Source organism: Ensifer sp. BR816, assembly GCF_000378985.1.
GTDB lineage: Bacteria > Pseudomonadota > Alphaproteobacteria > Rhizobiales > Rhizobiaceae > Sinorhizobium.
The window spans coordinates 5,587,721-5,614,065 of sequence record NZ_KB905370.1 but is presented as its reverse complement, the minus strand read 5'-3'; the positions used below and the strand labels follow the sequence as shown (position 1 = coordinate 5,614,065).

At 62.8% G+C, this 26,345-nt stretch carries 21 protein-coding genes and 1 pseudogene; 8 read left to right on the top strand and 14 right to left on the bottom strand.

What is annotated here, in order from left to right:
* The first annotated feature begins 85 nt into the window (after nt 1-85).
* Nucleotides 86-2,191, top strand: coding sequence for an ATP-dependent DNA helicase RecG (gene recG, locus RHIBR816_RS0127065; protein ID WP_026187471.1), 2,106 nt, complete (start codon nt 86-88; stop codon nt 2,189-2,191).
* A 31-nt stretch (nt 2,192-2,222) separates the two neighbouring features.
* Here the strand turns inward: recG and RHIBR816_RS0127060 are convergent, their stop codons facing one another.
* The 5 genes from RHIBR816_RS0127060 to RHIBR816_RS0127040 all read right to left on the bottom strand — a co-directional run bounded on the left by RHIBR816_RS0127060 (nt 2,223) and on the right by RHIBR816_RS0127040 (nt 8,615).
* Nucleotides 2,223-2,912 carry a DUF502 domain-containing protein gene (locus RHIBR816_RS0127060; RefSeq protein ID WP_018239714.1) on the bottom strand — a complete coding sequence of 230 codons (690 nt, stop codon included), beginning with the start codon at nt 2,910-2,912 and terminating at the stop codon, nt 2,223-2,225.
* A gap of 17 nt (nt 2,913-2,929) precedes the next feature.
* Nucleotides 2,930-3,430, bottom strand: a complete 501-nt coding sequence (locus tag RHIBR816_RS0127055) for a GNAT family N-acetyltransferase (RefSeq protein WP_018239713.1) — start codon at nt 3,428-3,430, stop codon at nt 2,930-2,932.
* Nucleotides 3,427-5,253: a glutamine--fructose-6-phosphate transaminase (isomerizing) gene (gene glmS / locus RHIBR816_RS0127050; RefSeq protein ID WP_018239712.1), complete on the bottom strand. Its 1,827-nt coding sequence runs from the start codon at nt 5,251-5,253 to the stop codon at nt 3,427-3,429. Before glmS ends, RHIBR816_RS0127055 begins: the two co-directional genes overlap by 4 nt.
* A gap of 149 nt (nt 5,254-5,402) precedes the next feature.
* Nucleotides 5,403-6,773 carry a bifunctional UDP-N-acetylglucosamine diphosphorylase/glucosamine-1-phosphate N-acetyltransferase GlmU gene (gene glmU / locus RHIBR816_RS0127045; protein ID WP_018239711.1) on the bottom strand — a complete coding sequence of 457 codons (1,371 nt, stop codon included), beginning with the start codon at nt 6,771-6,773 and terminating at the stop codon, nt 5,403-5,405.
* A 195-nt stretch (nt 6,774-6,968) separates the two neighbouring features.
* Complete coding sequence (locus tag RHIBR816_RS0127040) at nt 6,969-8,615, bottom strand: Na/Pi cotransporter family protein (protein ID WP_026187470.1); 1,647 nt, start codon at nt 8,613-8,615, stop codon at nt 6,969-6,971.
* 370 nt (nt 8,616-8,985) lie between these two features.
* Here RHIBR816_RS0127040 and RHIBR816_RS0127035 point away from each other — a divergent pair, with 370 nt between their 5' ends.
* From RHIBR816_RS0127035 to RHIBR816_RS34620, 6 genes and pseudogenes are all read left to right on the top strand, one after another.
* On the top strand, nt 8,986-10,878 hold the full coding sequence (locus RHIBR816_RS0127035; protein ID WP_018239709.1) for a peptidylprolyl isomerase: 1,893 nt from the start codon (nt 8,986-8,988) through the stop codon (nt 10,876-10,878).
* A gap of 17 nt (nt 10,879-10,895) precedes the next feature.
* Entirely contained in the window at nt 10,896-11,909 is a 1,014-nt protein-coding gene (gene trpD, locus RHIBR816_RS0127030) for an anthranilate phosphoribosyltransferase (protein WP_018239708.1), read from the top strand.
* Between the two features lie 9 nt (nt 11,910-11,918).
* Nucleotides 11,919-12,734 carry an indole-3-glycerol phosphate synthase TrpC gene (trpC, locus tag RHIBR816_RS0127025; RefSeq protein WP_018239707.1) on the top strand — a complete coding sequence of 272 codons (816 nt, stop codon included), beginning with the start codon at nt 11,919-11,921 and terminating at the stop codon, nt 12,732-12,734.
* Nucleotides 12,734-13,222: a cyclic pyranopterin monophosphate synthase MoaC gene (gene moaC, locus RHIBR816_RS0127020; protein ID WP_018239706.1), complete on the top strand. Its 489-nt coding sequence runs from the start codon at nt 12,734-12,736 to the stop codon at nt 13,220-13,222. The genes trpC and moaC overlap by 1 nt, the downstream gene beginning before the upstream one ends.
* Nucleotides 13,223-13,227: 5 nt before the next feature.
* Nucleotides 13,228-14,448, top strand: a complete 1,221-nt coding sequence (gene glp / locus RHIBR816_RS0127015) for a gephyrin-like molybdotransferase Glp (protein WP_018239705.1) — start codon at nt 13,228-13,230, stop codon at nt 14,446-14,448.
* A 14-nt stretch (nt 14,449-14,462) separates the two neighbouring features.
* Nucleotides 14,463-14,925: pseudogene (locus tag RHIBR816_RS34620) on the top strand (NUDIX pyrophosphatase).
* A gap of 84 nt (nt 14,926-15,009) precedes the next feature.
* Here the strand turns inward: RHIBR816_RS34620 and RHIBR816_RS0127005 are convergent.
* The 8 genes from RHIBR816_RS0127005 to pcsA form a co-directional block, all read right to left on the bottom strand.
* Nucleotides 15,010-16,305, bottom strand: coding sequence for a hemolysin family protein (locus RHIBR816_RS0127005; RefSeq protein WP_018239704.1), 1,296 nt, complete (start codon nt 16,303-16,305; stop codon nt 15,010-15,012).
* Nucleotides 16,306-16,450: 145 nt separating this feature from the next.
* Nucleotides 16,451-17,206, bottom strand: coding sequence for a FadR/GntR family transcriptional regulator (locus RHIBR816_RS0126995; protein WP_018239702.1), 756 nt, complete (start codon nt 17,204-17,206; stop codon nt 16,451-16,453).
* Between the two features lie 254 nt (nt 17,207-17,460).
* On the bottom strand, nt 17,461-18,531 hold the full coding sequence (locus RHIBR816_RS0126990) for a BMP family ABC transporter substrate-binding protein (protein WP_026187469.1): 1,071 nt from the start codon (nt 18,529-18,531) through the stop codon (nt 17,461-17,463).
* 41 nt (nt 18,532-18,572) lie between these two features.
* Complete coding sequence (locus RHIBR816_RS0126985) at nt 18,573-19,493, bottom strand: ABC transporter permease (RefSeq protein ID WP_018239700.1); 921 nt, start codon at nt 19,491-19,493, stop codon at nt 18,573-18,575.
* Complete coding sequence (locus tag RHIBR816_RS0126980; protein WP_018239699.1) at nt 19,493-20,587, bottom strand: ABC transporter permease; 1,095 nt, start codon at nt 20,585-20,587, stop codon at nt 19,493-19,495. Before RHIBR816_RS0126980 ends, RHIBR816_RS0126985 begins: the two co-directional genes overlap by 1 nt.
* Nucleotides 20,577-22,151 (bottom strand): ABC transporter ATP-binding protein, encoded by a 1,575-nt coding sequence (locus RHIBR816_RS0126975; protein WP_026187468.1) that lies wholly within the window; start codon nt 22,149-22,151, stop codon nt 20,577-20,579. Before RHIBR816_RS0126975 ends, RHIBR816_RS0126980 begins: the two co-directional genes overlap by 11 nt.
* A 50-nt stretch (nt 22,152-22,201) precedes the next feature.
* Nucleotides 22,202-23,179, bottom strand: a complete 978-nt coding sequence (locus tag RHIBR816_RS0126970; RefSeq protein ID WP_018239697.1) for a quinone oxidoreductase — start codon at nt 23,177-23,179, stop codon at nt 22,202-22,204.
* 8 nt (nt 23,180-23,187) lie between these two features.
* A complete protein-coding gene (gene pcsA, locus RHIBR816_RS0126965; protein ID WP_018239696.1) occupies nt 23,188-23,913 on the bottom strand; it encodes a phosphatidylcholine synthase in 726 nt (241 codons plus the stop codon).
* Nucleotides 23,914-24,191: 278 nt separating this feature from the next.
* Here pcsA and RHIBR816_RS0126960 point away from each other — a divergent pair, with 278 nt between their 5' ends.
* Nucleotides 24,192-25,403, top strand: coding sequence for a UbiH/UbiF family hydroxylase (locus RHIBR816_RS0126960; protein WP_018239695.1), 1,212 nt, complete (start codon nt 24,192-24,194; stop codon nt 25,401-25,403).
* Here the strand turns inward: RHIBR816_RS0126960 and RHIBR816_RS0126955 are convergent.
* Nucleotides 25,371-26,333 carry an AEC family transporter gene (locus tag RHIBR816_RS0126955; protein WP_018239694.1) on the bottom strand — a complete coding sequence of 321 codons (963 nt, stop codon included), beginning with the start codon at nt 26,331-26,333 and terminating at the stop codon, nt 25,371-25,373. The two genes, RHIBR816_RS0126960 and RHIBR816_RS0126955, sit on opposite strands and share 33 nt — an antisense overlap.
* Nucleotides 26,334-26,345: the final 12 nt, after the last annotated feature.

Sequence of the window (26,345 nt, the reverse complement as noted above, 5' to 3'; positions counted from 1 at the left end):
GGATCGCGTTCACGCGCTCTATAAACGCTGGAAAGCGGCTTGTCAGCCTTGCCAATGCCGGATTTCTTGTCGCAATTTCATGACCATGCGCCCTGCCCTGCTCGATCCGCTGTTTTCGCCGCTCGATAGCCTGCCCGGTATCGGCCCCAGGACCGGCGAGCTTTACGCCCGCCTGCTCGGACGCGAGTCGATCGACGACTGCCGCGTCATCGATCTCCTGTTTCACGCCCCCCATTCGCTCATCGACCGACGCCGGCAGCCCGGCATCGCCTATGCGCCGCAGGGATCGATCGTCACCATTACCGGCCGCGTCGACCGGCACCAGCCATCCCCGCGCGGCCGGCCAAACGTGCCCTATCGCGTCTTCCTGCACGACGACACCGGCGAACTGGCTCTCACCTTCTTCCGGGTCAAGGGGAATTGGCTGGAAAAAGCCCTGCCGATCGACGAGACCGTGATCGTCAGCGGCAAGGTGGACTGGTTCAACGGACGCGCTTCGATGGTGCACCCGGACTACATGGTCCGCGCCGCCGAAGCCGAAAGCTTGCCGCTCGTCGAACCGGTTTACGGATTGACCGCCGGCCTCACGCCGCGGCCGTTGCGAAAATCGATCGAAGCGGCGCTGGCGCGCGTTCCCGATCTTCCGGAATGGCTGGACGACACCTTGCTGCGCCAGCAAGGCTTTGCGAGCGCAAGGGATTGCTTCCATCGCCTGCACGAGCCGCGCGACGAAACCGACATCGCCCCGCAGGCACCGGCCCGCCGGAGGCTCGCCTATGACGAGTTTCTCGCCGGACAGCTGTCGCTCTCCTTGGTGCGCCAACGCTTACGCAAGGTTGCCGGAACACCGGTCCATGCGACAGGCAAACTGAGCGGACCGGTCATCGCCGCCCTGCCTTTCTCCTTGACGGCCAGCCAGTCGGCCGCCGTCGGCGACATCCTTGCCGACATGTCCGGAGCCGAGCGCATGCTGCGTCTGCTGCAGGGCGATGTCGGCTCCGGCAAGACCGCCGTCGCGCTGATGGCGATGCTCGCCGCTGTCGAGTCCGGCGGCCAGGCGGTGCTGATGGCCCCGACGGAAATCCTCGCCCGCCAGCACCATGCGACGCTCCAGAAGATGGCGGCGCCGGCGGGCATCACGATCGATGTCCTGACCGGCAGGACGAAGGGCAAGGAGCGTGACGCGATCCTCGAGCGCATCGCCTCCGGAGAGACGCAGATGGTTATCGGCACGCACGCGCTCTTCCAGGATGCCGTCAATTACCGACAGCTCGTGCTGGCCGTGGTCGACGAGCAACATCGCTTCGGCGTCCACCAGCGGCTGCGGCTCACCGCCAAGGGCATCTCCCCGCATATGCTGGTCATGACTGCGACTCCGATCCCGCGCACACTGGTGCTGGCGGCCTTCGGCGACATGGACGTCTCGAAGCTGACGGAGAAGCCGGCGGGACGAAAGCCGATCCAGACCGTCACCATTCCGACCGAACGCACCGACGAAATCGTCGAGCGGCTCGATTCGGCGCTTCGCCAGGGCAAGAAGGCCTACTGGATCTGCCCGCTGGTCGAGGAATCCGAAGAAACCGATACCATGTCCGCCGACGAGCGGTACCAAAGCCTTGTGCAGCGCTTCGGCAAGGACGTCGGCCTCGTCCATGGCCGCATGGCCGGGGCGGACAAGGACGCCGTCATGCTCGCCTTCAAGAACGGCGAGATTCGCGTGCTGGTAGCCACGACGGTGGTTGAGGTCGGCGTCGATGTTCCCGACGCGACGATCATGGTGATCGAACATGCGGAGCGCTTCGGGCTTGCGCAGCTGCACCAATTGCGCGGCCGCGTCGGGCGCGGCGACGAGGCTTCGACCTGCATTCTGCTTTACAAGGGACCGCTGAGCGAAGCGGGCCACGCCCGCCTGTCGATCCTGCGCGAGACCGAAGACGGGTTCGTGATCGCCGAAGAGGACCTGAAGCTGCGCGGCGAAGGGGAGTTGCTCGGAACACGGCAATCCGGCACGCCGGGATTTCGCATCGCCAGCCTCGAGGCGCATGCGGATCTTCTGGAGATTGCCCGGAAAGACGCCGCCTACCTCATTGAGCGCGACCCGGAACTGACGACGGAACGCGGTCAGGCGTTGAGGACGCTGCTCTACCTTCATCGCCGCGACGAAGCGATCCGGTTCCTGCGCGCGGGTTGACGCCTGGCCCTCGCTAAGACAGCGGCCGACGTTACGCCCTTTTCTGCTGCGTGATCGCGCGGGGTGCGTTGGCGAGCGGCTTGTGATCCGGTGTGACAAGGCCGCCGGAGATCAGCAGCTTGGCCGCATCCTCGGCACTCATCTGCAGCGGGACGATCTTGTCGCGCGGCACGAACAGGAGGAAGCCGGCGGTCGGCAGCGGCGTCGGCGGCAGGAACACCGCAACCATGTCCATGCCGCGCTCGTCGAACTTCGAGGCGATCTCGCCCTTCACGTCCGTTGCGATGAAGACCAGTGACCAAAGCCCCGGGCTCGGATATTCGATCAGCCCGGCCTTCTTGAAGGAGGTGGACTGATCCTGCAGCACCGTCTGGAAAATCTGCTTCAGCGACTTGTAGATCGTCCTGACGAGCGGCGTGCGGTCGAGCAGCGACTCACCGAAATTGATGATCGAGCGGCCCACGATACTCGCCGTCAGGAAACCCACGAAGGTGATGACGATTATCGCGACGAGAAGGCCGAAGCCCGGTATCGCGACCGGCGAATAGGTGTCCGGATTATAGAAGTTCGGCAGGTAAGGCTTTACCCAGCTATCCGCCCATTCGATGAAAGAGCGAACCAGCCAAACCGTGATAGCCACGGGTGCGCAGATGATCAGGCCCGTGAGAAAGTAATTGCGCAGCCGGGCTGCGATGATGCCGCTTTTGGAACCGTCCGTCATCGAAGTGCCATGGATCGTTACACCGGCCCGAAAAACGCCGGATGATAGGCGACCGTGCCGGAAACCCGCGCCTCCGACAAGGCCAGAACCAAGAAATATTGCGGCGCACAACCGGGAAAGACAAGAGCGGGATCGTTGCGAAAACCGAATCTTTGGTAGAAGGCCGGATTTCCGGCGAGGACACAGCCGGCGGCGCCGAGTGCGCGCAACTTATCAAGGCCCTCGCGGACGAGTGTGCTGCCGATGCCTTGACCCTGTTTGTCCGGACGCACGGACACGGGACCGAGGCCGTACCAACCCGTCGCCGGGGGCGTGATCGTCACAGGCGAGAAGGCGATGTGGCCCAGCACCTCGTCGCCTTCTGCGGCGACGAGAGAGAGCGTCAGGGCATCGGCGGCGCGCAGGCGATCGATGATCAGCGGCTCGCTCTGGTCGCTATAGGGCTGCCCCGCAAAGGCGGCCGCCGTTACCTCGTGGATAACGGCGCGATCGCGATCGCTTTCCGGCCGGATGATCATTCGACGGTGACCGATTTGGCAAGGTTGCGCGGCTGGTCGACATCGGTGCCCATGAAGACCGCCGTGTGATAGGCGAGCAGTTGGACCGGCAGCGAGAAGATCATCGGCGCGATGATCTCGTCGACATTCGGAAGCACGATCGTATGCATCGTGTCGAGCTTCGAAGCGGCAGCACCCCGGTCGTCGGTGATCAGGATGATCCTTCCGCCACGCGCCGCCACTTCCTGCATGTTGGAGACGGTCTTGTCGAAGAAGCGGTCGTGCGGCGCAATCACGATGACCGGCATGTTCTCGTCGATCAGTGCGATCGGACCGTGTTTCAGTTCGCCGGCGGCGTAGCCTTCCGCGTGGATGTAGGATATTTCCTTGAGCTTAAGGGCACCCTCCATGGCGAGCGGGAAGCTGGTGCCGCGGCCGAGATAAAGCACGTCACGGCACTTCGACAATTCGCGCGACAGGAACTCAATCTTCGGCTGGATGCTGTTGAGCACCTGCCCCATGAGGCGCGGCATCTCGGCAAGGTTCCTGACCAGCGCCTGTTCTTCCTCTTCACTGACGGTGCCGCGCGCTCTGCCCGCAGCGACCGCGAGGGCGGCGAGAACGGCAAGCTGGCAGGTGAAGGCCTTGGTCGACGCGACACCGATCTCAGGACCGGCGAGAATGGGGAAGACGGCATCGGACTCGCGCGCAATGGTCGATTCGCGCGTGTTGACGACCGCGCCGATCTTCAGGCCGTGCTCCTTGCAGTAACGCAGCGAGGCAAGCGTGTCGGCAGTCTCGCCCGATTGCGAGATGAAGAGGGCGGCCGATTGCGGCGACAGAGGGATCTCGCGATAACGGAATTCGGAGGCGACATCGATCTCGACCGGCAGGCGGGCATAGCGCTCGAACCAGTACTTGCCGATCAACCCGGCCAGATAGGCGGTGCCGCAGGCGGAGATCGCCAGGCTTGGCACCTTGGCGAAGTCGATGTTGTCCGAAACCGGCAGCACCCGATGGTCGATGAAGTTGATATAGTGGCTGAGCGCGTGGGAGATGACCTCCGGCTGCTCGTAGATTTCCTTCTCCATGAAATGACGATGGTTGCCCTTGTCGACCATATAGGCCGCGGCTGTGGACAGCTGTCGCGGCCGTGTGACGGGATTGCCGTCCAGGTCGAAGATATGGACGCCGGTCTTGCCGAGCACCGCCCAGTCGCCATCGATCAGATAGGTGATTTCATTGGTGAAAGGCGCGAGCGCGATGGCGTCGGAGCCAAGGAACATCTCGCCGTTACCATGGCCGATCGCCAGCGGCGGGCCGTTGCGGGCCGCCATGATCGTCGAAGGGTCGTCTTGGAAAAGAACGGCAAGGGCATAGGCTCCCCGCACCCGCTTCAGCATCGCGTGCATCGCCTCGCGGCGTCCCATGCCGTCGCGGCGAAGTCTTGCCAGCAGCTGCGCGACGACTTCCGTGTCGGTCTCGGTCTGGAATTCGGCACCCGTCTCGGACAGTTCGTCCTTCAACTCGGCAAAATTCTCGATGATGCCGTTGTGAACGACCGCAACGCCGTCGGTGAAATGCGGATGGGCGTTGCGTTCGGTCGGCGCGCCATGAGTTGCCCAGCGCGTATGGGCGATGCCGATGGTGCCGGCCAGAGGCTCCCCTTTCAGCCTTTCCTCGAGATTGACGAGCTTGCCCTCGGCCCGCCGCCGATCAAGCGCTCCACCGTCGATTGTGGCGACGCCGGCCGAATCGTAGCCGCGGTATTCCAGGCGTTTCAACGCATCGACCAGCCGCTCCGAGACCGGCTGATGCCCGACGATACCCACAATCCCGCACATATTACTCTCCGCGTTTCTTCGCACGCCGATCGTGGCGTGTCAGCTCAAATGCCGGCGACCCCGTCGCCAAATGCCGAAGCCTTGGTAGCGAATTTATCGCGCCAAACAATCCGCTTCGATTTCACTTTCAGTTTCAATGATTAACGCGCCTATTCAGCAGCCTTGACCTTTTTCCTGGCAGCTTTTTCCGCCTCGTAGCGCTCCCGCAATACCGGTGCCCGGCCAGGCTTGACCTCCTGCCGCGCCCGGCCGAAGGCAACCGCATCGGCCGGCACGTCCTCGGTAATCACGCTGCCGGAAGCGACGAGCGCTCCGTCGCCGACCGCCACAGGCGCGACGAGCGACGAATTCGAGCCGATGAAGGCATTTTCGCCGATCCGCGTGAGGTGCTTGTTCACGCCGTCATAGTTGCATGTGATGGTGCCCGCGCCGATGTTCGATCCGGCGCCGACGAAAGCATCGCCGATATAGGTCAGGTGGTTGACCTTGGCACCGGCACCGATCTCCGCCTTCTTCACTTCGCAGAAATTGCCGACTTTCGATTTCGGACCGAGATCGGCGCCCGGGCGAAGACGGGCGAAAGGGCCGACCGTCGCGCCCGCACGGACATGGGCGCCTTCGACGTGCGAGAAAGCGTGGATGACAGCGCCGCTCTCGACACACACTCCCGGCCCAAAGACCACGTTCGGCTCGACCAGGACATCCTGGGCGAGATCGGTGTCCCAGGCGAGGAACACCGTCTCCGGCGCGATCATCGACACGCCGGCAAGCATCAGTTCCTGGCGGCGGCGTTGCTGCCAAAGACGTTCGATATAGGCGAGTTCAGCCCGCGTATTGCACCCGGTAAGTTCTTCCTCCGGCGCCCTGACGGCGATTGCCCGGCCGCCGAGCGCTCGGACAATCTCGACGAGATCGGTCAGATAGTACTCGCCTTTGACGTTGGCATTGCCGATGCGGCCGAGGAAATCGAGCGCCTTGCGGCCGTTGATCGCCATCAGGCCGCCATTGCAATAGGTGATCCGACGCTCCTCTTCGGAGGCGTCCTTGTGCTCCCGGATCGCCAGCAGTTCGCCATCCTCGACGATCAGGCGGCCGTAGCCGGTCGGATCAGCCGTCTCGAAGCCGATGACGACCACGTCGTTGCCTTCGGCCAGCCGCTCGCGCGCCGCCCTGAGCGGTGCGGCGGTGATCAGCGGCGTATCGCCGAAGACGACCAGGAGGTCGTCAAAGCCCTTTTCGATCGCGTCACGCGCTGCGAGGACGGCATGCGCCGTCCCCAGCCGTTCCTTTTGCAAATAGGAGGACACCTTGACGGAATCCGTGCTCGCGGCAGCCGCAACAGCTTCCGCGTCACGGCCCACGACCAGGGCCGCGTCGGAAATGGAGGCACTTGCCAGAGCGTCGACGACATGGGCGATCATCGGCCTGCCTGCGACCGGATGCAGCACCTTCGACATGGCCGATTTCATCCGCGTGCTTTCGCCCGCCGCCAGGATGATCGCCAGGCAAGTCCGTTCCATACCTGATCTCCTTGGTATTTCTTCGGGTATTCGTATGCCGCCCGTCGCCCGATTCGACGGTGCTGTCAGCAAAATATTGCGAAAAGCATTTATCGCACAATCACGTACGGTTAACCCGGTTAAAAGGCAATGGTGGCGCGCCTATCTCGTGAAGGTCCGTCGCGCCTTCCGCCTGGCGTCCAGTAAAGGCCGACATCACGCCTGCGGACGTAGCCGGCTCTCCGTCAAAAGGCCGCTCTCTTCGACGATCGGGTAAGCGACCGACGCGACGTGAGCATTGATGCGCTTCAGGTCCCGCAACATGTCGAGGTGCAGCGAACTCGTCTGCAAGCTTTCAAGCAGGCCGTCGCGAAGACGCTCCAGATGCCTTTCGGCCGAGCGTTTCTCCATGTGGCGTACGTCGACTTTCACCTCGATGAGGTGTCTGGCGAGGTCGGCATTGCGAGACACGAAAATCGTCTGGGCGATACGCAAGTTGTCAAGGGTCAGGTCGAACAGGTTCTTCAGTTCCTGATAGCCTTCGTCGGAGAATTTCAGGCCGTTCGTCACCTTCTTGCGGATCTGCTCGCACAGGCCCTTCTCGATGATGTCGCCCATGTGCTCGAGATTGATCGCATAGTCGATGATCACGATCGAGCGACGCCCGTCTTCCTCGTTCACCCCGTCTCGGCCCAACCGCGACAGGAAGATCTTCACCTCCTGCTGCAAGAGATCGACCTGTTTTTCCATTTTTCCGATGTCGTGGAGTTCGCCGAGATCATTCCTGTTAAACGCCGCCGACGTGCGCATCAGCATGGCCTCAATCAGGTCTCCCACGCGCAGCACCTCGCGCGTTGCCCCGGAAAGCGCCATCACAGGCGTATCGAGCGCCGCTGAGTCGAGATAACGCGGCCCCGTATCGCTTACCTCTTCGTCCGGAACCAGACGGCTCATCATCCGCGACAGCAACCCCGCGAAGGGCCAGGCGACTAGCGCAACGACCAGATTGAAGAGAAGATGGACATCGACTGGCAGGTTCTGTCGTGGCAGCGGCAGGTTCTGCAGCATGTCCGCGTTGATACCGGCCAGCGGAAGCGCGATCAGGCAACCGACACCGCGCACGACGAGGTTGCCGATCGTCACCCGACGGGCGCCGGGCGCAGCACCGAGCGTGGCGATCACAGGCGGGATCGCCCCGCCCAGATTTGCGCCGAGCACCAGCGCGACGGTCAGCCCGGTCGAGAGCACGCCCGCGGACGACAAGGACAGCACCAGCATGACGATCGCAAGGCTCGACGACGAGGCGAAGGCGAGCCCCGCCGCAATGAGCATGGCGACCGGCCAGGCATTGTCGAGCATGCCCAGGAAGGCTGCCAAGGCCTCGGACTCGCGCATCGGCTCCGTCGCCGCGCCGAGCAGTTCGAGCGACAGAAGCATCAGGCCGATGCCGACCAGGGCAAAGCCGCCGCCTTGACGGGCGCTCGAATGGCTCAAGCGGTGCATCATGACGCCGGCGAGAATGAACAACGGCGCCAGCCAGCCGACGCCCAGCGCAACGATCCAGGCCGTCATGGCCGTGCCTATGTTGGCACCCAACAGGACGATCTGCGCCATCCGAGACTTCACCAAGCCCTTCTCCACGAAAGATGCCGTCATGAGGGCCGTGGCCGTGGAGCTCTGCAGCGCGAGCGTCGCGACCAGGCCAGTCGCGAAGGCGCTGAGCGGGCCGCTCGTCCCCCGCGCGAGACCGGCGCGCAGCCTCGACCCGAAAGCGCGCGTCACTCCTTCCTTCACCAGCGAAAGACCAAACAGGAGCAGTGCGACCGCGCCGAAGAGATTGACCATTACGATGGTGGATTGCATGGCATGGATATTTCCGTAACGGCCGCTGAGGGCTTCAGGTTGCTGACATATCGAAGACACGAATCGTTCTCGTTGGCCATAGAGAGGCCGGCCCGAAACGGACAATTTCGCAGATCAAATTCAATTGCCGGCTAACGAATCCGACATCCACTTTCTCGTTCGCGTCGATCCCGGATTTGTCGTTAGAGGGGTCAGTCTTAGAAGGTGCGCGACAGCACCGCGAAATGCGGTCGAGCGCACGTCTCCCGGCCCTGCCTTCCGCGGTGTCGCGATTTACGACGGATCGGCCTTCTATTCCCATTTGGTTTGTTCTAAGGAACGAAATCATTTCGGCGTAAGGCCGCTGCACTGCTACGAGGTTTCTGCCCCCATGCTCGACTCCCTGAGAAACGCCGCCCAGACGCGGATCGTCAAAGGCCTCCTGGCCATTCTCATCCTCTCCTTCATGGTGTGGGGCGGTCAGACCCTGATGGTTGCCGGCACCCCCGACGCTGTGGTGACGGTCGGCGAGGTGAAAGTGTCCAGCAGCGACTATCGCCTTGCCTATGAGCGTCAGATGAGCCTGCTTTCGCGGCAGCTCGGAACGCAGCTGACACGGCAGCAGGCCCGCGCTTTCGGCGTCGAGGCGCAGGTTTACTCGCAGCTCGTTGCGGGCGCCGCACTCGATCAGCTCGCTGAGGACATGAATCTGGGCCTCTCTGAAGACCGGCTCGCAAGACTGATCGGCGAAGATCCCGCCTTTCACGGTGCAAACGGCCAATTCGATCGGATGACCTTCTCGAGCGTGCTTCGCAACGCCGGGTTGACCGAGCAGGACTACATCAAGAACCGCAGCCAGGTGGCGGTTCGCTCGCAGATCGTCGATGCGCTCTCGGATGGATTTGTAGCTCCTTCCGTTCTTGTCGATGCGGTCGGCAAATACCGGCATGAGACTCGCACCGTCGACTACCTGCTGCTCTCGAACGCGAATATCGATCCGGTCAAGGCACCGGGCGACGACGTGCTTGCTCCCTGGTTCGACAGCCACAAGGCGAACTATCGCGCTCCGGAATACCGGAAGTTCAGTTACATCAAGCTGCAACCCGAGGATCTGATGGCGGCCGATACGGTCACCGAGGAAGAACTGCGCGCCGACTACGAGAAACGCAAGGAGAGCTTCCGTACGCCGGCGACGAGGACGATCGAGCAGCTCGCTTTCCCGTCTCGCGAAACGGCCGACGCTGCAGCCGCAAAGCTGACAGCCGGAACTTCCTTCGACGACCTCGTCAAGGCCGAAGGCAAGAGTGCTGCAGATGTTCTTCTCGGTGACTTCACCAAGGAGCGGATGCCCGACGCGAAGGTAGCGGATGCGGCCTTCGCCGTCGCCAACGACGGCGGCGTGACGCCGGTCGTCGACGGCGCCTTCGGCCCGGTGATCGTGCGCGTCAGCAATATTCGCCAGGAGGCGGTTCGCAGCTTCGATGACGTGAAAGAGGAATTGCGCACGGAGATCGCCCTTTCGGTGGCACGCGATCAACTCGTCGGCCTGCATGACAAGATCGAGGATGAAAGGGCTGCCGGTGCGACCGTGAAGGAGGTCGCCGACCAATTGAAGCTCAAGCTCGTCACCGTCGACGCGATCGACGCCACGGGCAAGGACCGGAATGGCGACGACGTGACCGGGCTGCCGGAGCAACGCACGCTCCTTCAGGAGGTGTTCAAGGCTGAGGTCGGGCTGGAAACGCTCTCCGTCAATATCGGCCGCGACGGCTCCGCCTGGTTCGACCTTGAAGAGGTGATCCCTGCCCGCGATCGCACGCTCGACGAGGTTCGCGATGAGGTGGCCGCCGATTGGACCGCCGACCAGCAGCGGGTGGCGCTGGCCGCCAAGGCGGCCGAATTGAAGGATCGGGTCAAGAAGGGCACGAAGCTCGCTGACATCGCGAGCGAGCTCGGTCTTGTCGTCGAAACGAAGACCGGTTTGAGCCGCTCCACCCAGGACGCCGCCCTGAGCCAGGCCGCCACGGCGGCCGCCTTCGGCGGGCCGAACGGACATGTCGCCAATGCGGCAGGCATGGGCGGTGAAGGCCAGATCCTCATGCAGGTGACGGCGGTCGACGACAGCGCCCCCGCCAACGCTCTCGACAACGACAGTCGCCAGATCGAGGCCATCGCCCGCGCCAGCGGCGACGACATACTCGATCAGATGGTCGCAACGCTGCAGTCAGTCTATGGCGTATCGATCAACCAGACGCTCGCCGAGCAGGCATTGGCACAGCGCTAACGAACGGGGAACAAAGCATGAGTGATTTGAAGCCGTTCGTCGCAAAAGTCGCAGCGCGCGAGGCCCTGAGCCGCGAAGACGCGCGGGCGGCCTTCGAGATCATCATGTCCGGAGCGGCCACCCCGTCACAGATCGGCGGCTTCCTCATGGCGCTCCGCGTGCGTGGCGAAACCGTCGACGAGATCGTCGGAGCTGTCGGCGCGATGCGGGCGCGCATGCTGACGGTCGAGGCGCCTGAGGACGCGATCGACATCGTCGGAACCGGCGGCGACGGGGCCGGCACCTACAATATCTCGACGCTGGCATCGCTGATCGTCGCCGGGGCCGGCGTGCCGGTCGCCAAGCACGGAAATCGAGCCCTGAGTTCAAAATCCGGGACGGCCGACGCGCTGTCATGCCTCGGCGTCAAGCTCGATATCGGACCGGACGCCATCGCCCGCTGCATCCGTGAGGCTGGCGTCGGCTTCATGTTCGCCCAGCAGCACCATTCGGCGATGCGCCATGTGGGCCCGACCCGCGTCGAGCTCGGCACGAGAACGATCTTCAATCTGCTCGGCCCCCTCTCCAATCCGGCCGGGGTCAAACGCCAGCTCGTCGGCGTCTACGCGCCACAGTGGATCGATCCGCTCGCGGAAGTCCTGCGCGACCTCGGCTCCGAAAGCGTCTGGGTCGTGCACGGCGAGGGGCTGGACGAAATCACCACGACGGGGATCACCAAGGTTGCCGAGCTGAAGGATGGCAAGATTCGCAGCTTCGAGCTGACGCCGAACGACTTCGGTCTCGCACGCACCACCCTCGACGCCTTGAAGGGCGGTGACGGAGCGCACAATGCGGCGGCCCTGCAGGCGGTGCTCGATGGCGAAGAGAATGCCTATCGGGACATTTCCCTTGCGAACGCCGCCGCTTCGTTGATGATAGCCGGGCGCGCCAAGGATCTCGCCGAAGGCATGGCGATCGCACGCCAAGCGCTTTCGAGCGGTGCGGCCAAGACCGCCCTGCAGCGGCTGATCACCGTCTCCAGCGCCGCTTGAGGAGAGGACATGACGGATATTCTGCGCAAGATCGAGGTCTACAAGCGCGAAGAGATCGCCGCCGCGAAATCGCGGGTGCCGCTCGACGAGCTGAGGGCGCGGATCGCCGACCAGTCGTCGCCGCGCGGCTTTCACGCCGCGCTTGCAGCGCGCCGCCAGAAAAGCGAATTCGGACTAATCGCCGAAATCAAGAAGGCCAGTCCGTCCAAGGGACTGATTCGTCCGGACTTCGATCCGCCGGCTCTGGCGAAAGCCTATGCTGCGGGCGGCGCTGCCTGCCTCTCGGTCCTGACGGATACGCCGAGTTTTCAGGGCGCCCCGGAATTTCTGACGGCGTCGCGGGCTGCCTGTTCGCTGCCGGCGCTGCGCAAGGACTTCATGTTCGACACCTACCAGGTCTTCGAGGCGCGCGCCTGGGGGGCGGACTGCATCCTCTTGATCATGGCATCGCTCACTGACGAGGACGCCCATCGTCTCGAAGACGCCGCAGCGGCGCTCGGCATGGACGTGCTCGTCGAAGTGCACGATGCCGAGGAAATGGAACGAGCGCTGCGTCTCTCGTCTCCCCTCATCGGCATCAACAATCGCAACTTGAGGACGTTCGAAGTCGATCTTGCCGTTTCCGAGCAGCTCGCACCGATGGTGCCTGCCGATCGGCTGCTGGTCGGCGAAAGCGGCATCTTCACGCATGAGGACTGCAAGCGCCTCGAAAAGAGCGGCATCACCACCTTCCTCGTCGGCGAAAGCCTGATGCGAAAAGAAGACGTGGGGGCAGCTACGCGCGGCCTGTTGACCGGCTCCGATCGCGCATTGGCCGCAGAGTGATGAGCGGCCCCCGCCTCACCCATATCGACAGCGCCGGCGAAGCCCATATGGTTGATGTCGGCGACAAGGCGGAGACGCTGCGTGTCGCCGTCGCCGAAGGCTTCGTCCGGATGCAAGCCGAGACGCTGGCGCTGATCCTCGAAGGCAACGCCAAGAAGGGCGACGTCATCGGCACGGCCCGGCTCGCCGGCATCATGGCCGCCAAGCAAACGTCCAACCTCATTCCGCTCTGCCACCCGCTGATGCTGACCAAGGTCTCCGTGGATATCGCGCCCGACGACGCCCTGCCCGGCTTGCGCATCGAGGCGATGGCGAAGCTCAAGGGGCGGACGGGCGTCGAGATGGAGGCGTTGACCGCAGTCAGCATTGCCTGCCTGACGATCTACGACATGGCAAAGGCTGCGGACCGCGAAATGGAGATCGGCGGCATTCGCCTCGTCAGCAAATCGGGCGGACGATCCGGCGACTATCGCCGAGCTGGAGACTAGGGCTGATGTCGCTCCTCCCGGTCGAAGAGGCGCTCAGAAGGGTTCTCGCCCAGGCCCAACCCCGGCCGGAGACCGAGCGGCTTGCGCTGCACGATTGCCTCGGCCGCGTGCTTGCCGAGGACACGGGCGCGCTGCTCACCCATCCCCCCTTCGACAATTCCGCCATGGACGGCTATGCCGTCCGCCACGAGGACATCGCCGAAGTCGGCGCCGAACTGACAATTATAGGGCAATCGGCGGCGGGACACCGGTTTCAGGGCCGGCTTGGGCGAGGCGAGGCAGTACGCATCTTCACCGGTGCGCCGCTCGCGGCCGGCGCCGATACCGTCATCTTGCAGGAGGATACCGAGAGACTCGAGGGCAATCGTATCCGCACCCTGTTCGCGCCGGCCAAGGGCCGCCATATCCGATTGGCGGGCCAGGACTTCGATAAGGGTGAAATCACACTCTTTGCCGGAAACGTGCTCGATGCCGGCCGGCTGACGCTCGCCGCGAGCATGAATCACGCAAGCCTGCTGGTCTTCCTGCGTCCGAAGATCGCAATTCTCGCCACGGGCGACGAATTGCTGCCGCCCGGCAGTTCGCCAGGCGCCGACCAGATCATCGCCTCGAACAGCTTTGGCGTCGCGGCGATCGCTCGCGAAAATGGCGCGGATATACTGGATCTCGGCATCGCCCGCGACGACCGGGCGGCGCTAGCCGCTGCCGTTGCGCAAGCGCAGGCGGCGCGAGCCGACGTACTCGTCACGCTCGGTGGCGCTTCGGTCGGCGATCATGATCTCGTCCAGTCGACGCTCCTATCCTGTGGCATGACGCTCGATTTTTGGCGCATCGCCATGCGGCCGGGAAAACCGCTGATGGTCGGAGACCTCGCCGGCATGCCGGTGCTCGGCCTGCCCGGCAATCCGGTCTCGAGCCTTGTCTGCGCCCTGCTCTTCCTGGAACCCCTGACGCGCAAGCTCGCCCATCTTCCCGACCGCTCACGGCTCATCTCGGCGAAACTCGGCGCACCGCTGCCCGCCAACGATCGCCGCCAGGACTACGTTCGGGCGCGTCTCTCCCGCGAGCTGGATGGGGCGCTGATCGCCCACCCCTTCGGACTCCAGGACTCGTCGATGACCAAGGTCTTTGCTCAGTCGGACGGGCTCGTCGTTCGCCCGCCACAAACGCCCGCCGCAGCACCAGGTGACTCCTGCATCGTTCTCAAGCTGCGGGATCCCGCCTGAAAACCCAAACACACATGGTTGACATTCCGATCCGCTGCTTTGCCGTATCCGTTGTCCTTTTGCGTGTTCTCGACGGTGAAGCCCAGGTTTTGCTGCTTCGCCGAAATCACACGCTGGTCGGAGAATGGTGCCAGATTGCCGGCGGCATCGAAGAAGGTGAAAAGGCCTGGGAAGCTGCGCTGCGCGAAGTGAAAGAGGAAACCGGCTTGACATGCGACCGCCTTTACTCGGCGGATATTTGTGAACAATTCTATGAGGCGGACCGAGACGCGATCAGCATGCTGCCGGTCTTCGTCGGCTTCGTGGACCACGGCGCGAATGTGGTCATCAATGACGAGCACAGCGAATATTGCTGGGTATCATTCGAAGCTGCGGTCAACATGGTGCCATTTGCCGGCCAGCGCCACGTCTTGAGGCATGTCGAAGCCGAATTTGCTCAACGGGAGGCCGGTTCGGCATTTATTGATAAAGGCGTGATTCCATCGTGCGAAACACGATCAAGCCTATGGCAGTAAGCCTTGCACTCTGTGGTCGTTGATCACCTCGCTCTTCGCCTGCCCATTACGTGGAATGTTCCTCGGCTTGACGGCTGACAAGGATCTTGTCGATGCGGCGGCCGTCCATGTCGAGCACCTCGAAGCGATAGCCGTGCGCCACTGCGATATCGCCTTCGTCCGGCGTCTTGCGCAATTGCTGCACCAGGAAGCCCGCTATGGTTTCGAAATCGCCGTCGCTGTCTATGCCTTCGATGCCGATCTGCAGGTGGATCTCGTCGATCGGCGTCCGCCCGTCGACAAGATAGCTGCCATCCTCGCGGGCCCGAATGTGGGCGTGCTCGATATCGTCGTAGTTGGACGGGATGACGCCGACGATCGCCTCCAGAATGTCGGCGGTCGTGATGATGCCTTCCGTGCTGCCGTATTCGTCAACAATCATCGCCATGTTGACGCTCGACGCCTTGAAGGCTTCGAGGGCTTTCAGGCACGAGGCTGTCTCCGGAAGCGTCAGAATCTCGCGAACGTAATTGCGGATATCGAACGGCGCAGCAACCGTGGCATTCAGTATCTCCTTTGCCAGCACTGCCCCGATCACGTCGCCCGCCGGACCATCGATCACGGGATAACGAGAATGACCAAACTGCCGAATCTTGCGGCCGATCGTCTCCATGCTGTCATTGACGTCGATGAAGCTCACCTCGGTGCGATGCGTCATGATCGATTTGACGTTCCTGTCGCCGAGCCGGATGATGCGCCGCAGCATCTCGTGTTCGCTCTTCTCGATCGCGCCGCTCTCCACGCCTTCGGCCATGATCGCATGCACTTCCTCTTCGGTGACGTGATCGGGATCCTCGGCCTTCATGCCCATCAGGCGCATCGCCAGGCGAGCGGCCGTTTCGAAGAGATAGACGACCGGGGCGGCTATCCGCGAAAGCAGGGTCATCGGCCGTGCGACGAAAATCGCCAGGCCTTCCGAATTCCTGAGTGCTAGCTGCTTCGGGATCAGTTCGCCGATCACCACCGACAGGAAGGTGATGAGCGTGACGACGAGGGCGACGGCAACGGTGTTGCCATAGGGGTGGATCCAGGCAATCTCGTCCAGAGTCGGTGCGAGCTTCGCCGCGATGGTCGCGCCGCCATAGGCGCCGGCCAGGATGCCGACGAGGGTAATCCCGACCTGGACGGTGGACAGAAACTTTCCGGGATCCTCGGCCAGCCGCAGGGCGGCCTCAGCGCCATGGTTTCCCTGCTTCACCATCTGCCGCAGCAAGGGCTTGCTTGCCGAAACGATTGCCATTTCCGAGAGCGCAAAGAAGGCATTGATCAGAAGCAGAAGAAGGATCACAAAAAGCTCGGACATAGGCTCCGTTCACCGCATAGGGTAGGTCGTCGGATTGAAGACGATTGTTCTCAGATAGGCCACGGCGACTGTGGGGGCAAGGTCAGTCTGGCCCTCCGCAGCGTCCGCGGACGCGCGGCCCTTGTGCAGCGGCGCACCGGTCATCTCAGATCTTGCCGCTCTCGTCCGGGTTGAAGGCCTTATGGATTCGATCGCGCCCGTATCTGATGACGTGTTCCATCGCCTGCCGGGCGCCAAGCTCGTCCCTTCGGCCGATTTCCTCGACGATGCGGATGTGGTTGCGAGCAACCTCGTCTATGCCGCCCTTCTCGTCCGTAGGCGAACTCAACTTGAACAAGCCGACAAGGGCCGCTTCGATCAGACCGCCGACCGTTCGCAGAAATGGATTTCCGGATGCTTCGAGAACGGAGAGGTGAAACTTCAAATCGGCCACGGCAAGGGTTTCCGCCGTGTGATTGGCCTCACCCATGGCAACCGCAAGCCGCATCATCGTCGCGATTTCAGCGTCTGACGCGTTCCGCGCAGCCAGGGCAGCGGCATGCGTCTCGAAAGCGAGTCGCACCTCGCTCAGGTGGTAAAGGAAATCCTCGTCCACCCCACAGGCAAAGTGCCAGGTGAGGATATCGGCGTCGAAAAGGTTCCACTCCTTCCTGGGCGTGACGCGCGTTCCAATGCGCGCACGGGGCACAACCATGCCCTTTGCCGCAAGCGTTTTCATCGCCTCGCGCAACACCGTGCGCGACACGCGGAAGCGGACGGCCAGTTCGGGGTCGCCGGGCAGAATGCTGCCAACCGGAAATTCTCCCGAGACAATCGCCTTGCCAAGTTGATCCACGACCTGCGCATGGCTCGTTCGCTTCGGTGTCCTCGAAATCACCGTATCAAGAAGGCTCTTGTTCAACCCGTCCCCCTCCAAGAGTGGCCCTCCTTGCCGCGGGCAGGCGCCATCTGCTCGTGCGGTCGTTGCTCCCCGCTACAAAAGCAGTTCGTACAACAGTAGATCGAATATACGATTCCCGGAAGTCCGACGAAGAGCCGCAGTCAGTCATCGGCGCCATCAAAATCAGATGCGGCAGATTCGATACCACGAAAAACAAACCCCACGCCTCCGCGTGGGGTTTGCAGGTGGCCGCAAGAAAGTTGGCCTGCCCGCGCTTATTGCGGCAGCTTGTCGTCGACGCCCTCGACATAGAAATTCATGCCGAGGAGCGTGGCGTCATCGGAACTTTCGCCGTCCTTGAGCCAGGCCGTACCGTCCTGCTTGTTGAGCGGACCGGTAAACGGCTTCAACTCGCCCGACTTGATCTTGGCCTCCGTTGCTTCCGCCATCGCCTTCACGTCATCGGGCATGTTCGTGTAGGGCGCCATCGTCAGGATGCCGTCCTTCAGGCCGTCCCAGCTTGAGGTCGTTTCCCACTTGCCGTCGAGGAAGGCCTGCGTGCGCTTGACGTAATAGGCGCCCCAGGTGTCGACGATCGCCGTCAACTGCGTCTGCGGGCCGGCGGCGATCATGTCGGAGGCCTGGCCGAAGGCCTTGATGCCGCGCTCGGCTGCAACCTGCATCGGAGCCGTGGTGTCGGTGTGCTGGGTCAGAATGTCGACGCCCTGGTCGATGAGCGCCTTGGCCGCATCGGCTTCCTTGCCCGGGTCGAACCAGGTGTTCGCCCACACGACCTTGATCTTGAAGTCCGGATTGACCGAGCGAGCGCCGATGACGAAGGCGTTGATGCCCATCACCACTTCCGGAATCGGGAAGGAGGCGATGTAGCCGGCAACGCCCTTCTGCGACATCTTGGCCGCGATCTGGCCCTGGATGTAGCGGCCTTCATAGAAACGGCTGTTGTAGGTCGCGACATTCGGCGCGGTCTTGTAGCCGGTCGCGTGCTCGAACTTCACGTCCGGGAACTTCTGGGCAATCTTGATCGTCGCGTCCATGAAGCCGAATGACGTGGTGTAGATCAGCCCGCAGCCGGACCGCGCCAGGCGCTCGATGGCGCGTTCCGCATCCGGACCTTCCGGCACGTTTTCGAGGAACTGCGTCTCGACCTTGTCTGCCAGTTCTTTTTCGACCTGCTGGCGGCCGATGTCATGCGCCTGCGTCCAGCCGCCATCGGTCTTCGAGCCCACGTAGACGAAGCAGATCTTGGCCTTTTCCTGGGCGCCTGCGGCTGAAGCGAAGCCGAGCACCGCAGTCGTGGTTGCGAGGGCGAGGAGTAGTTTTTTCATTTTTGACCTCTGTCGGTTTGAGAATTCCGTCTGGTTATTGTTCACCGGTCCGGCACAAACGGCTTGCCGAGCGATGCCGGCGTATTGATCAGGGTCATGCGCCGGTTGTGCGATATCAGGATGAGTACGACAATTGTCGCCACATAGGGAAGCGAGGAAAGAAACTGCGAGGGAATGCCGATCCCGAAGGCCTGGGCATGCAACTGGCTGATCGACACGGCGCCGAACAGATAGCCACCGGCAACCACCCGCCAGGGGCGCCAGGACGCGAAGACCACTAGCGCAAGCGCGATCCAGCCGCGACCCGCCGACATGTTCTCCACCCATTGCGGCGTATAGACCAGCGACAACTGTGCGCCGGCAAGCCCGGCGCAGGCGCCGCCGAAAAGCACCGCCAGATAGCGGGTCCGGATGACGTCGACTCCCAAGGCATGTGCCGAGGCATGACTATCGCCAACCGCCCGCAGCTTCAGCCCTGAACGGGTTCTGAAGAGAAACCAATGGATCCCCGCAACGATTGCGATCGACAGATAGAAGATCGCGTCCTGCCGGAAAAGGAGCGGCCCGATGAACGGCACCTGCGAAAGCAGCGGAACGGCGATCGGTTGCAGCTTGATGCCCTGCGTGCCGAGGAAACTCTCGCCCAGCATGCCGGAAACGCCAAGACCGAGCAGCGTCAAGGCGAGGCCGGTCGCCACCTGGTTGGCGACGAGCGTCAGCGTCAGGAAACCGAACAGCAAGGAGAACAACGCGCCAGCACCGACACCGGCGAGCACGCCGACATAGGGCGAACCGCTGAGCTGCGTCGCGGCAAAGGCGCAGACCGCGCCCATGATCATCATGCCCTCGACGCCGAGATTGAGCACGCCGGACCGCTCGGCAACGAGTTCGCCGGCCGCGGCAAGCACGAGCGGCGTCGCCGCGGTAATGACACTCAAGAGGATTGCTTCGACGATACCCATCAGTGCGCCTCATCCGTCTTGAGCGCCGCGAACCTCTCCCTGACGAGCCGGATGCGATAGTGAATGAGCGTGTCACAGGACAGCACGAAGAACAGTAACAGACCCTGGAAAACGCGCGTCACCTTGTCGGACACGCCGATTGATAGCTGTGCTGCCTCGCCACCGAGATAGGTCAGTGCCAGGACGAGGCCGGCGGCAATGATGCCGAGCGGATTGAGCCTTCCCAGGAAAGCGACGATGATCGCCGTGAAGCCGTAGCCGGGCGAAATCACCGGCCTGAGCTGCTGGATCGCGCCGCTTACTTCCGAAATGCCGGCGAGCCCGGCAAGGGCGCCGGAAAAGAGCATCGAGAACCAGATCATCCTGCGCGACGAAAACCCGGCGAAGCGCCCTGCCCGCTCGGACTGGCCGAGGACAGTGATCTCGAATCCACGCAGCGTGTAGCGCATCATGAACCAGACCGCGAGCGCCGCAATGATCGCGAAGGCAAAGCCCCAATGCGTACGGCCGGAAGCGAGCATTTCGGGAAGGATGGCCTCCGCCCCGAAGCTTCGGGTTTCCGGAAAGTTCATGCCCTGCGGGTTGCGCCAGGGCCCGCGCACCAGCCAGTCGAGGAAGAGCTGGGCGACATAGACCAGCATCAGGCTCGTCAGGATCTCGTTGGTGTTCATATGGGCCTTCAGAAAGGCCGGTATCGCCGCGAAAAGAGCGCCGCCGATCATACCGAGGACGAGCATCAGCGGCAGCACGAGGGGCGACTGCCAGTCGTAGAAGACAACCGGCAGGATCGAGCCGGCAACCGCGCCCATGATGAACTGGCCTTCCGCACCGATATTCCAGTTGTTGGAGCGGAAACAGACCGAGAGGCCGACGCCGATCAGGATCAATGGTGCCGCCTTGATCGCCAGTTCATGCAGCGACCAGACCTCGCTCAGCGGTTCAACGAAGAAGCTGTAGAGCGCAGCCACCGGGTTCTTGCCGAGCAGCGCGAACATGATGCCGCCGAAGACGATGGTCAGCGCAAAGGCGATGAAGGGCGACAGGACGGAGAACAGCGCCGAGACCTTGGGCCGCTTTTCGAGCTCAATGCGCATGTGCCGCTCCCGCGCCTTCCGTCTTGCCATGCATGCCGCCCATCAGGAGGCCGATCTTCTCGCGCGAGAGTTCGCGGGCCGGATAGGGGTCGGAAAGCCGTCCCTCGCTGATCACGGCGATCTCGGTTGCCACCTCGAATATCTCGTCGAGGTCCTGGCTGATCACGAGCACGGCGGAGCCCGCCTTGGCGAGGTCGACAAGCGCCTGGCGGATCCGGCTCGCCGCCCCCGCGTCGACGCCCCAAGTGGGCTGGTTGACGATGAGCACGGCCGGCTGCCGGTCGAGTTCGCGGCCGACGATGAATTTTTGCAGGTTGCCGCCCGAAAGCGAACCGGCCGTCGGGTCCTCGCCGCTCTTGCGCACGTCCATCGCCTCGGAAATGCGCTTGGCGGCGGCCTTGACCGCGCCCTGGCGGATGATCTTCAAGAAGCCGCCGCCTAGAAAAGCCCGTTTGTCCGATTGGCTGCGTGCCAGGACCAGATTGTCGGAAAGGGAGAGCGACGAGACAGCCGCATGCCCATGCCGCTCCTCCGGCACGAAGCCGGCGCCCATCAGGCGGCGCGCATTGATGTTCTTCGTTCCGACGGGTCTCTTGCGAATTTGCACGGCATTGTCGTCGGCCACCGGATACTCGCCCGAAAGCGCATCGAAAAGCTCGCTCTGACCATTGCCGGCAACGCCCGCAATCGCCAGAACCTCGCCAGACCGCACCTTGAGGCAGATATTCTTCAGCGAAACCGCGAAGGGCGTGCGCGCCGCGACGGAAAGATGGCGCGCCTCCAATTGCACGTCACCCTTGGTGTTCGTGCCCTCGGGCGTCACCACGGCCACATCGTTCCCGACCATCATGCGCGCCAGCGAGGCCGGCGTCTCGGCGCGCGGATCGCAGGCGCCCGTGACCTTGCCATGCCTCAGGACGGTGGCGCGGTCGCAAAGGCGCTGCACCTCCTCGAGGCGATGGCTGATATAGAGGACGGAGCGACCTTCCGCCTTCAGCTTCAACAGCGTTTCGAACAACCGGTCGGCCTCCTGAGGGGTCAGCACCGAGGTCGGCTCGTCGAGGATGATCAACTGCGGATTCTGCAGCAGCGCGCGCACGATCTCGATGCGCTGCCGTTCACCGACGGAAAGATCGGCGACATGTGCCTTCGGATCGAGCGGCAGCCCGTAAGCGTGCGATAGCCGCGAAGCTTCTTCGGCAACACGGGCAAGCGAAATGCTGCGATCCATCGACAGCGCAATGTTTTCGGCGACGGTCAGCGCCTCGAAGAGAGAGAAATGCTGGAACACCATGCCGATGCCGAGCTTGCGCGCGTCTCCGGGGCTCGCGATCCGGACATTGTCGCCCATCCACGAAATCTCACCGGCAGTCGGCGCAAGGACACCGAACAGCATCTTCACCAGGGTCGATTTCCCCGCCCCGTTCTCGCCGAGGAGCGCGTGAATTTCTCCGGGCTCTATGTGCAGATTGATCGCATTGCAGGCTGCGAAGGAGCCAAACAATTTCGTCAGGTCGCGCACGGCCAGCAACGGACCGCTCGCAATTTGTCCCTTTACAGGCACGCTGCCCTCTTTTCCCCTCTTTCGAGTCCCCTGCCGCCTGTTGGCGACGGTCAGGGAATCAACAACGTCGTTCCACTCGTTTTTCTTGTTTCGAGGTCCGTATGCGCCCGGCCGGCCTCGGCAAGCGGATACGTCTGATTGATATTGATACGCACTTTGTTGCTTCGCACAACATCAAACAGGGAATTTGCACACGCCTCCAGCGCCGGCCTCGTCGCGACATAGGTGAAAAGCGTCGGGCGGGTCGCGTAGAGCGCGCCCTTCTGCGCCAGGATGCCGATATTGAACGCATCCACCGGTCCGGAAGAATTGCCGAAACTGACCCACAGGCCGCGTGGCTTCAGGCAGTCGAGCGATGCGGGATAGGTGTCGCGGCCGACCGAATCATAAACGACATCGACGCCTCGCCCGCCCGTCAATTCTCTCACGCGCGAGACGAAATTCTCCGTTCCGTAGTTGATGACATGGTCATAGCCATGGGCGAGCGCCAGATCGATCTTCTCCTGCGATCCGGCCGTGCCGATCACGGTCGCGCCAAGCGCCTTCGCCCATTGTCCGGCAATCAGCCCGACGCCGCCCGCCGCCGCATGAAAGAGCAAGGTCGTCTCGGGCCCAACCTTGAAGGTCTGATTGAGCAGATATTGCGCGGTCATCCCTTTCAGCATCATCGCCGCCGCCGTCTCGAGGCTGATCCCGTCCGGAACCTTGACGAGCTGCGAGGCGTCGGCATTGCGCTCGCTTGCATACGCGCCGTCGGCGGAAGCATAGGCGACGCGGTCCCCGACGGAAAACATGCTCACCCCGTCACCGACCGCCGTCACGATGCCGGCACCTTCCTTGCCCGGAATGAAGGGCAGACCGGTTGCCGACTTGTAGAGACCGGTCCGGAAATAGACATCGATGAAATTGAGGCCGATGGCGACCTGCCGGATCTGCACTTCGCCCGGTCCGGGTGGCGCGAGCGTCACGCCCTCCATCTTCAGAACTTCCGGTCCGCCGAGTTCGCGAACGACGATCGCCTGTGGCATGGCAACTCCTAAGCGTGTCCGAGTTTGGGAAAAATCTGCAGCACGAAGCCGACGACGTAGAGGTAGATCCCGGTCGCCACCACGCCGAGAACCACCCAGGGCGGCGTCTCGAAATGCAGAAGCAAGGCGTACATGCCGAGCGCCGACCAGGCCAGGAAGACGCCGAGATTGAGGGCCCTCAACCGTTTCACGCGCACCGGATGCAGGAAGTTGATGGGCAGGAACGTCAACACGACAGAAAGGAAAACCACAATGGATGCAGTGATTTCGCTCGCCTGGATGACAAACAGCGTGAAGACGACCATGTTCCAGACGACCGGGAATCCGGAAAAGAAATACTCGTCCGTCTTCATGCCCATATCGGCGTAGTAGATGGCGCTAGACACCACGATGGCGCCAGCCGCCACGAAGGACCATGGTTCGCCGATCATGCCGCTCTGGTAAAGCGCGAAAGCAGGCAAGAGCACGTAGGTCACATAATCGATGACATTATCAAGGGTGTCGCCCGACCAGTTCGGCAGCACTTCCTTGACCTGTACCTTGCGCGCGATCGGGCCATCGATACCGTCGACGAGCAAAGCCAGTCCGAGCCACCAGAACATGTCGACGAAACGATGCTCGGCCGCCGCCACCACGCCGAGAAAGGCCAGAAACGAGCCGGACGCCGTGAGGATGTGCACGGAAAAGGCGCGGATTTCGGCGTAGGGAACCCGTCTGTAGTTGAAGAATTTCATCTGCGAATGCCGCCCTGTCCCTACGTTTCGTCTTTTTCGCGCCATCGCCAGACCGCCGCTGGCCCGCGATTGACGGCACTTCGGCGGCTAATATGCACCGTTTACGAGGCATCGCCAGCAAAATTCACCGTCTTGGACCTTCAAGCGGAATTGTCCTGTGGACACGCAGCAAACACGTCTGCGCCGATTCAACCCATTTATTTCAATGGGCTAAGCGGGTACAACAAACTAAAAGATTGACTTGGCGGCGGACAACCCGCCCGGGAAAGGCGGCGGCCATGCAACACTACGACATCGCCATCATCGGCGCGGGACTTGCCGGCTCGCTGGCGGCGATCGCGCTTGCCCGCGACGGCCATCGCGTCGCACTCATCGGGCCGAGGCCGCTCATCGCCGATGGACGGACCACGGCCCTCATGGACCAATCGATCGAGTACCTTAAGGCACTGTCCCTCTGGGACGAGGTCGAGCCGTTGACGGCGCCGCTCGTCGCCATTCACATCATCGATGGGACCAAGCGGCTTTTGCGCGCTCCGCCCGTCAACTTCCGCGCCGCAGAGGTCGGCCTCGACGCCTTCGGCTATAACATTCCGAATGCGCCTTTCCTCGAAATCCTGGACAAGCACGAAGCAGCGCTTACAACGTTCGAGCGTATAGCCGCCCCGGCGCTAACCTTCGACTTCGGCGACGCGGAGGTGCGGATCGGCCTGGAAGACGGGCGGACAATCTCGGCGGATTTTGTCGTCGGCGCCGACGGCCGACGCTCCGCCGTCCGCGAGGCGGCCGGGATCGACACCTTTACCTGGTCCTATCCGCAAACGGCGGTCGTGCTCAACTTCGGCCACGAACTTCCGCACCGGGAGGTCTCGACGGAGTTCCACACGGAGAGTGGACCGTTCACCCAAGTGCCACTGCCGGGCAACCGTTCGAGCCTCGTCTGGGTCCAAAAGCCGCGCGACGCGGAAGAGACGCTGAACCTTCCGACGGACGTCCTGTCGCGTACGATCGAGGACCGAATGCAATCGATTCTTGGGAAGGTTACGGCCGAGGGAACGCCGCAATCCTTCCCCCTCTCCGGCATGACCGCCCGTCGCTTCGGCAAGGGACGTGCCGCGCTCGTCGGCGAAGCGGCGCATGCTTTCCCGCCGATCGGCGCGCAAGGGCTCAATCTCAGCCTCCGCGATGTGATGACTCTCGTCGAACTCGTCGGCCGGCCAACCGGCGGGCAACTGGCTGCAGATATCGGCGATCGATTCGACAGCCGCCGCCGAATGGACATCGTCAGCCGAACCGCAAGCGTCGACCTGCTCAACAGGTCGCTGCTCTCTGATTTTTTGCCCGTCCAGGCGCTGCGGGCCCTGGGCCTGCAATTCATCTCTTCCGCCGGTCCGCTCCGCGGCCTCCTGATGCGTGAAGGCATCCATCCGGGTAGCGCGCTGCGGTCGCTCAAGGAAAGCCTACGGGAACAGATCGGCCGGAAGCGCGCCTGACCGCATGAGATAGAGCAATCCGGTCACCGTCGCGACAGAGAACAGCGTGGTGATCAGGATCGTCGCGGAGGCCCGTTCCTGCCAGACCTCGTATTGATGGCCGATCACGAAAACGTTCGTCGCCGTCGGCAAGGCGGCGAGCAGCACCGCCGTCTGCATCCAGACCGGATCGTAGGCGCCGGTGACGCTCAGCGCCAGATACATGAGCACCGGATGCAGCACCAGCTTTGCCGGAACGATATAGCCGATCTCCACCGGAATGCGTTTCAGCGGTCGAAGCGCCAGGGTCACGCCCATCGCAAACAGCGCGCAGGGAGCGGCCGCCTGAGCAAGGTAATCGATCAATCGCTGCAGCGGCGCCGGCGGCTCGAGCGCCAGGAAAGCGGCCGCCACCCCGGCGAAGGTCGACAGGATGAACGGGTGAAGCGCGATTCGACGGACAATGCCGAATACAAGGGATAGAGGCTTCTGCTTGCCTCCGCGGGCAACCGCCATCATCGCCGGGGCAACGGTGAAATGCGCGGCGTTCTCGAAGCAGAAGACCAGTGCCACCGGGACGGCGGCGGCTTCTCCGAAAGCGAGCAACGCCAGGCCCGGCCCCATATAGCCGATATTGCCATAGGCGCCGGCAAAACCCTGGATCGTCGCCTCGGCGATCGTGCTCCGGCGAAAGAACCGGCCGATCAAGAAGATCAGGGAAAAGACGATGTAGGTCGTCCCGACGCTGGTGAGAATGAAGTCGGCGCGCGTGAGCTCTTCGACAGGCGTGCGCGACACCAGTTTGAAAAAGAGGGCCGGCAGCGCCAGATAGATGATGAAAGTGTTGAGCCAACCCATCGCCTCGCCGGGGTGCTCGACGAAACGCGCCGTCAGATAGCCGAGAAAGATGAGCCCGAAGAACGGCAGCACCAGGCCGGCAATGTCCGTCATTCTTCCCCTCCG

Bases quoted from the DNA above. Each gene is read 5' to 3' on its own strand.
- RHIBR816_RS0127035 (WP_018239709.1), top strand. From the start codon at position 8,986: ATGCTCGACTCCCTGAGAAACGCCGCCCAGACGCGGATCGTCAAAGGC.
- RHIBR816_RS0126960 (WP_018239695.1), top strand. From the start codon at position 24,192: ATGCAACACTACGACATCGCCATCATCGGCGCGGGACTTGCCGGCTCG.
- RHIBR816_RS0127040 (WP_026187470.1), bottom strand. From the start codon at position 8,615: ATGCAATCCACCATCGTAATGGTCAATCTCTTCGGCGCGGTCGCACTG.
- RHIBR816_RS0127060 (WP_018239714.1), bottom strand. From the start codon at position 2,912: ATGACGGACGGTTCCAAAAGCGGCATCATCGCAGCCCGGCTGCGCAAT.
- glmU (WP_018239711.1), bottom strand. From the start codon at position 6,773: ATGGAACGGACTTGCCTGGCGATCATCCTGGCGGCGGGCGAAAGCACG.
- RHIBR816_RS0126955 (WP_018239694.1), bottom strand. From the start codon at position 26,333: ATGACGGACATTGCCGGCCTGGTGCTGCCGTTCTTCGGGCTCATCTTT.
- RHIBR816_RS0126985 (WP_018239700.1), bottom strand. From the start codon at position 19,493: ATGGGTATCGTCGAAGCAATCCTCTTGAGTGTCATTACCGCGGCGACG.
- RHIBR816_RS0126970 (WP_018239697.1), bottom strand. From the start codon at position 23,179: ATGCCACAGGCGATCGTCGTTCGCGAACTCGGCGGACCGGAAGTTCTG.
- RHIBR816_RS0126980 (WP_018239699.1), bottom strand. From the start codon at position 20,587: ATGCGCATTGAGCTCGAAAAGCGGCCCAAGGTCTCGGCGCTGTTCTCC.
- pcsA (WP_018239696.1), bottom strand. From the start codon at position 23,913: ATGAAATTCTTCAACTACAGACGGGTTCCCTACGCCGAAATCCGCGCC.
- RHIBR816_RS0126990 (WP_026187469.1), bottom strand. From the start codon at position 18,531: ATGAAAAAACTACTCCTCGCCCTCGCAACCACGACTGCGGTGCTCGGC.
- RHIBR816_RS0127005 (WP_018239704.1), bottom strand. From the start codon at position 16,305: ATGTCCGAGCTTTTTGTGATCCTTCTTCTGCTTCTGATCAATGCCTTC.
- glmS (WP_018239712.1), bottom strand. From the start codon at position 5,253: ATGTGCGGGATTGTGGGTATCGTCGGGCATCAGCCGGTCTCGGAGCGG.
- glp (WP_018239705.1), top strand. From the start codon at position 13,228: ATGTCGCTCCTCCCGGTCGAAGAGGCGCTCAGAAGGGTTCTCGCCCAG.
- RHIBR816_RS0127055 (WP_018239713.1), bottom strand. From the start codon at position 3,430: ATGATCATCCGGCCGGAAAGCGATCGCGATCGCGCCGTTATCCACGAG.
- moaC (WP_018239706.1), top strand. From the start codon at position 12,734: ATGAGCGGCCCCCGCCTCACCCATATCGACAGCGCCGGCGAAGCCCAT.
- trpC (WP_018239707.1), top strand. From the start codon at position 11,919: ATGACGGATATTCTGCGCAAGATCGAGGTCTACAAGCGCGAAGAGATC.
- trpD (WP_018239708.1), top strand. From the start codon at position 10,896: ATGAGTGATTTGAAGCCGTTCGTCGCAAAAGTCGCAGCGCGCGAGGCC.
- recG (WP_026187471.1), top strand. From the start codon at position 86: ATGCGCCCTGCCCTGCTCGATCCGCTGTTTTCGCCGCTCGATAGCCTG.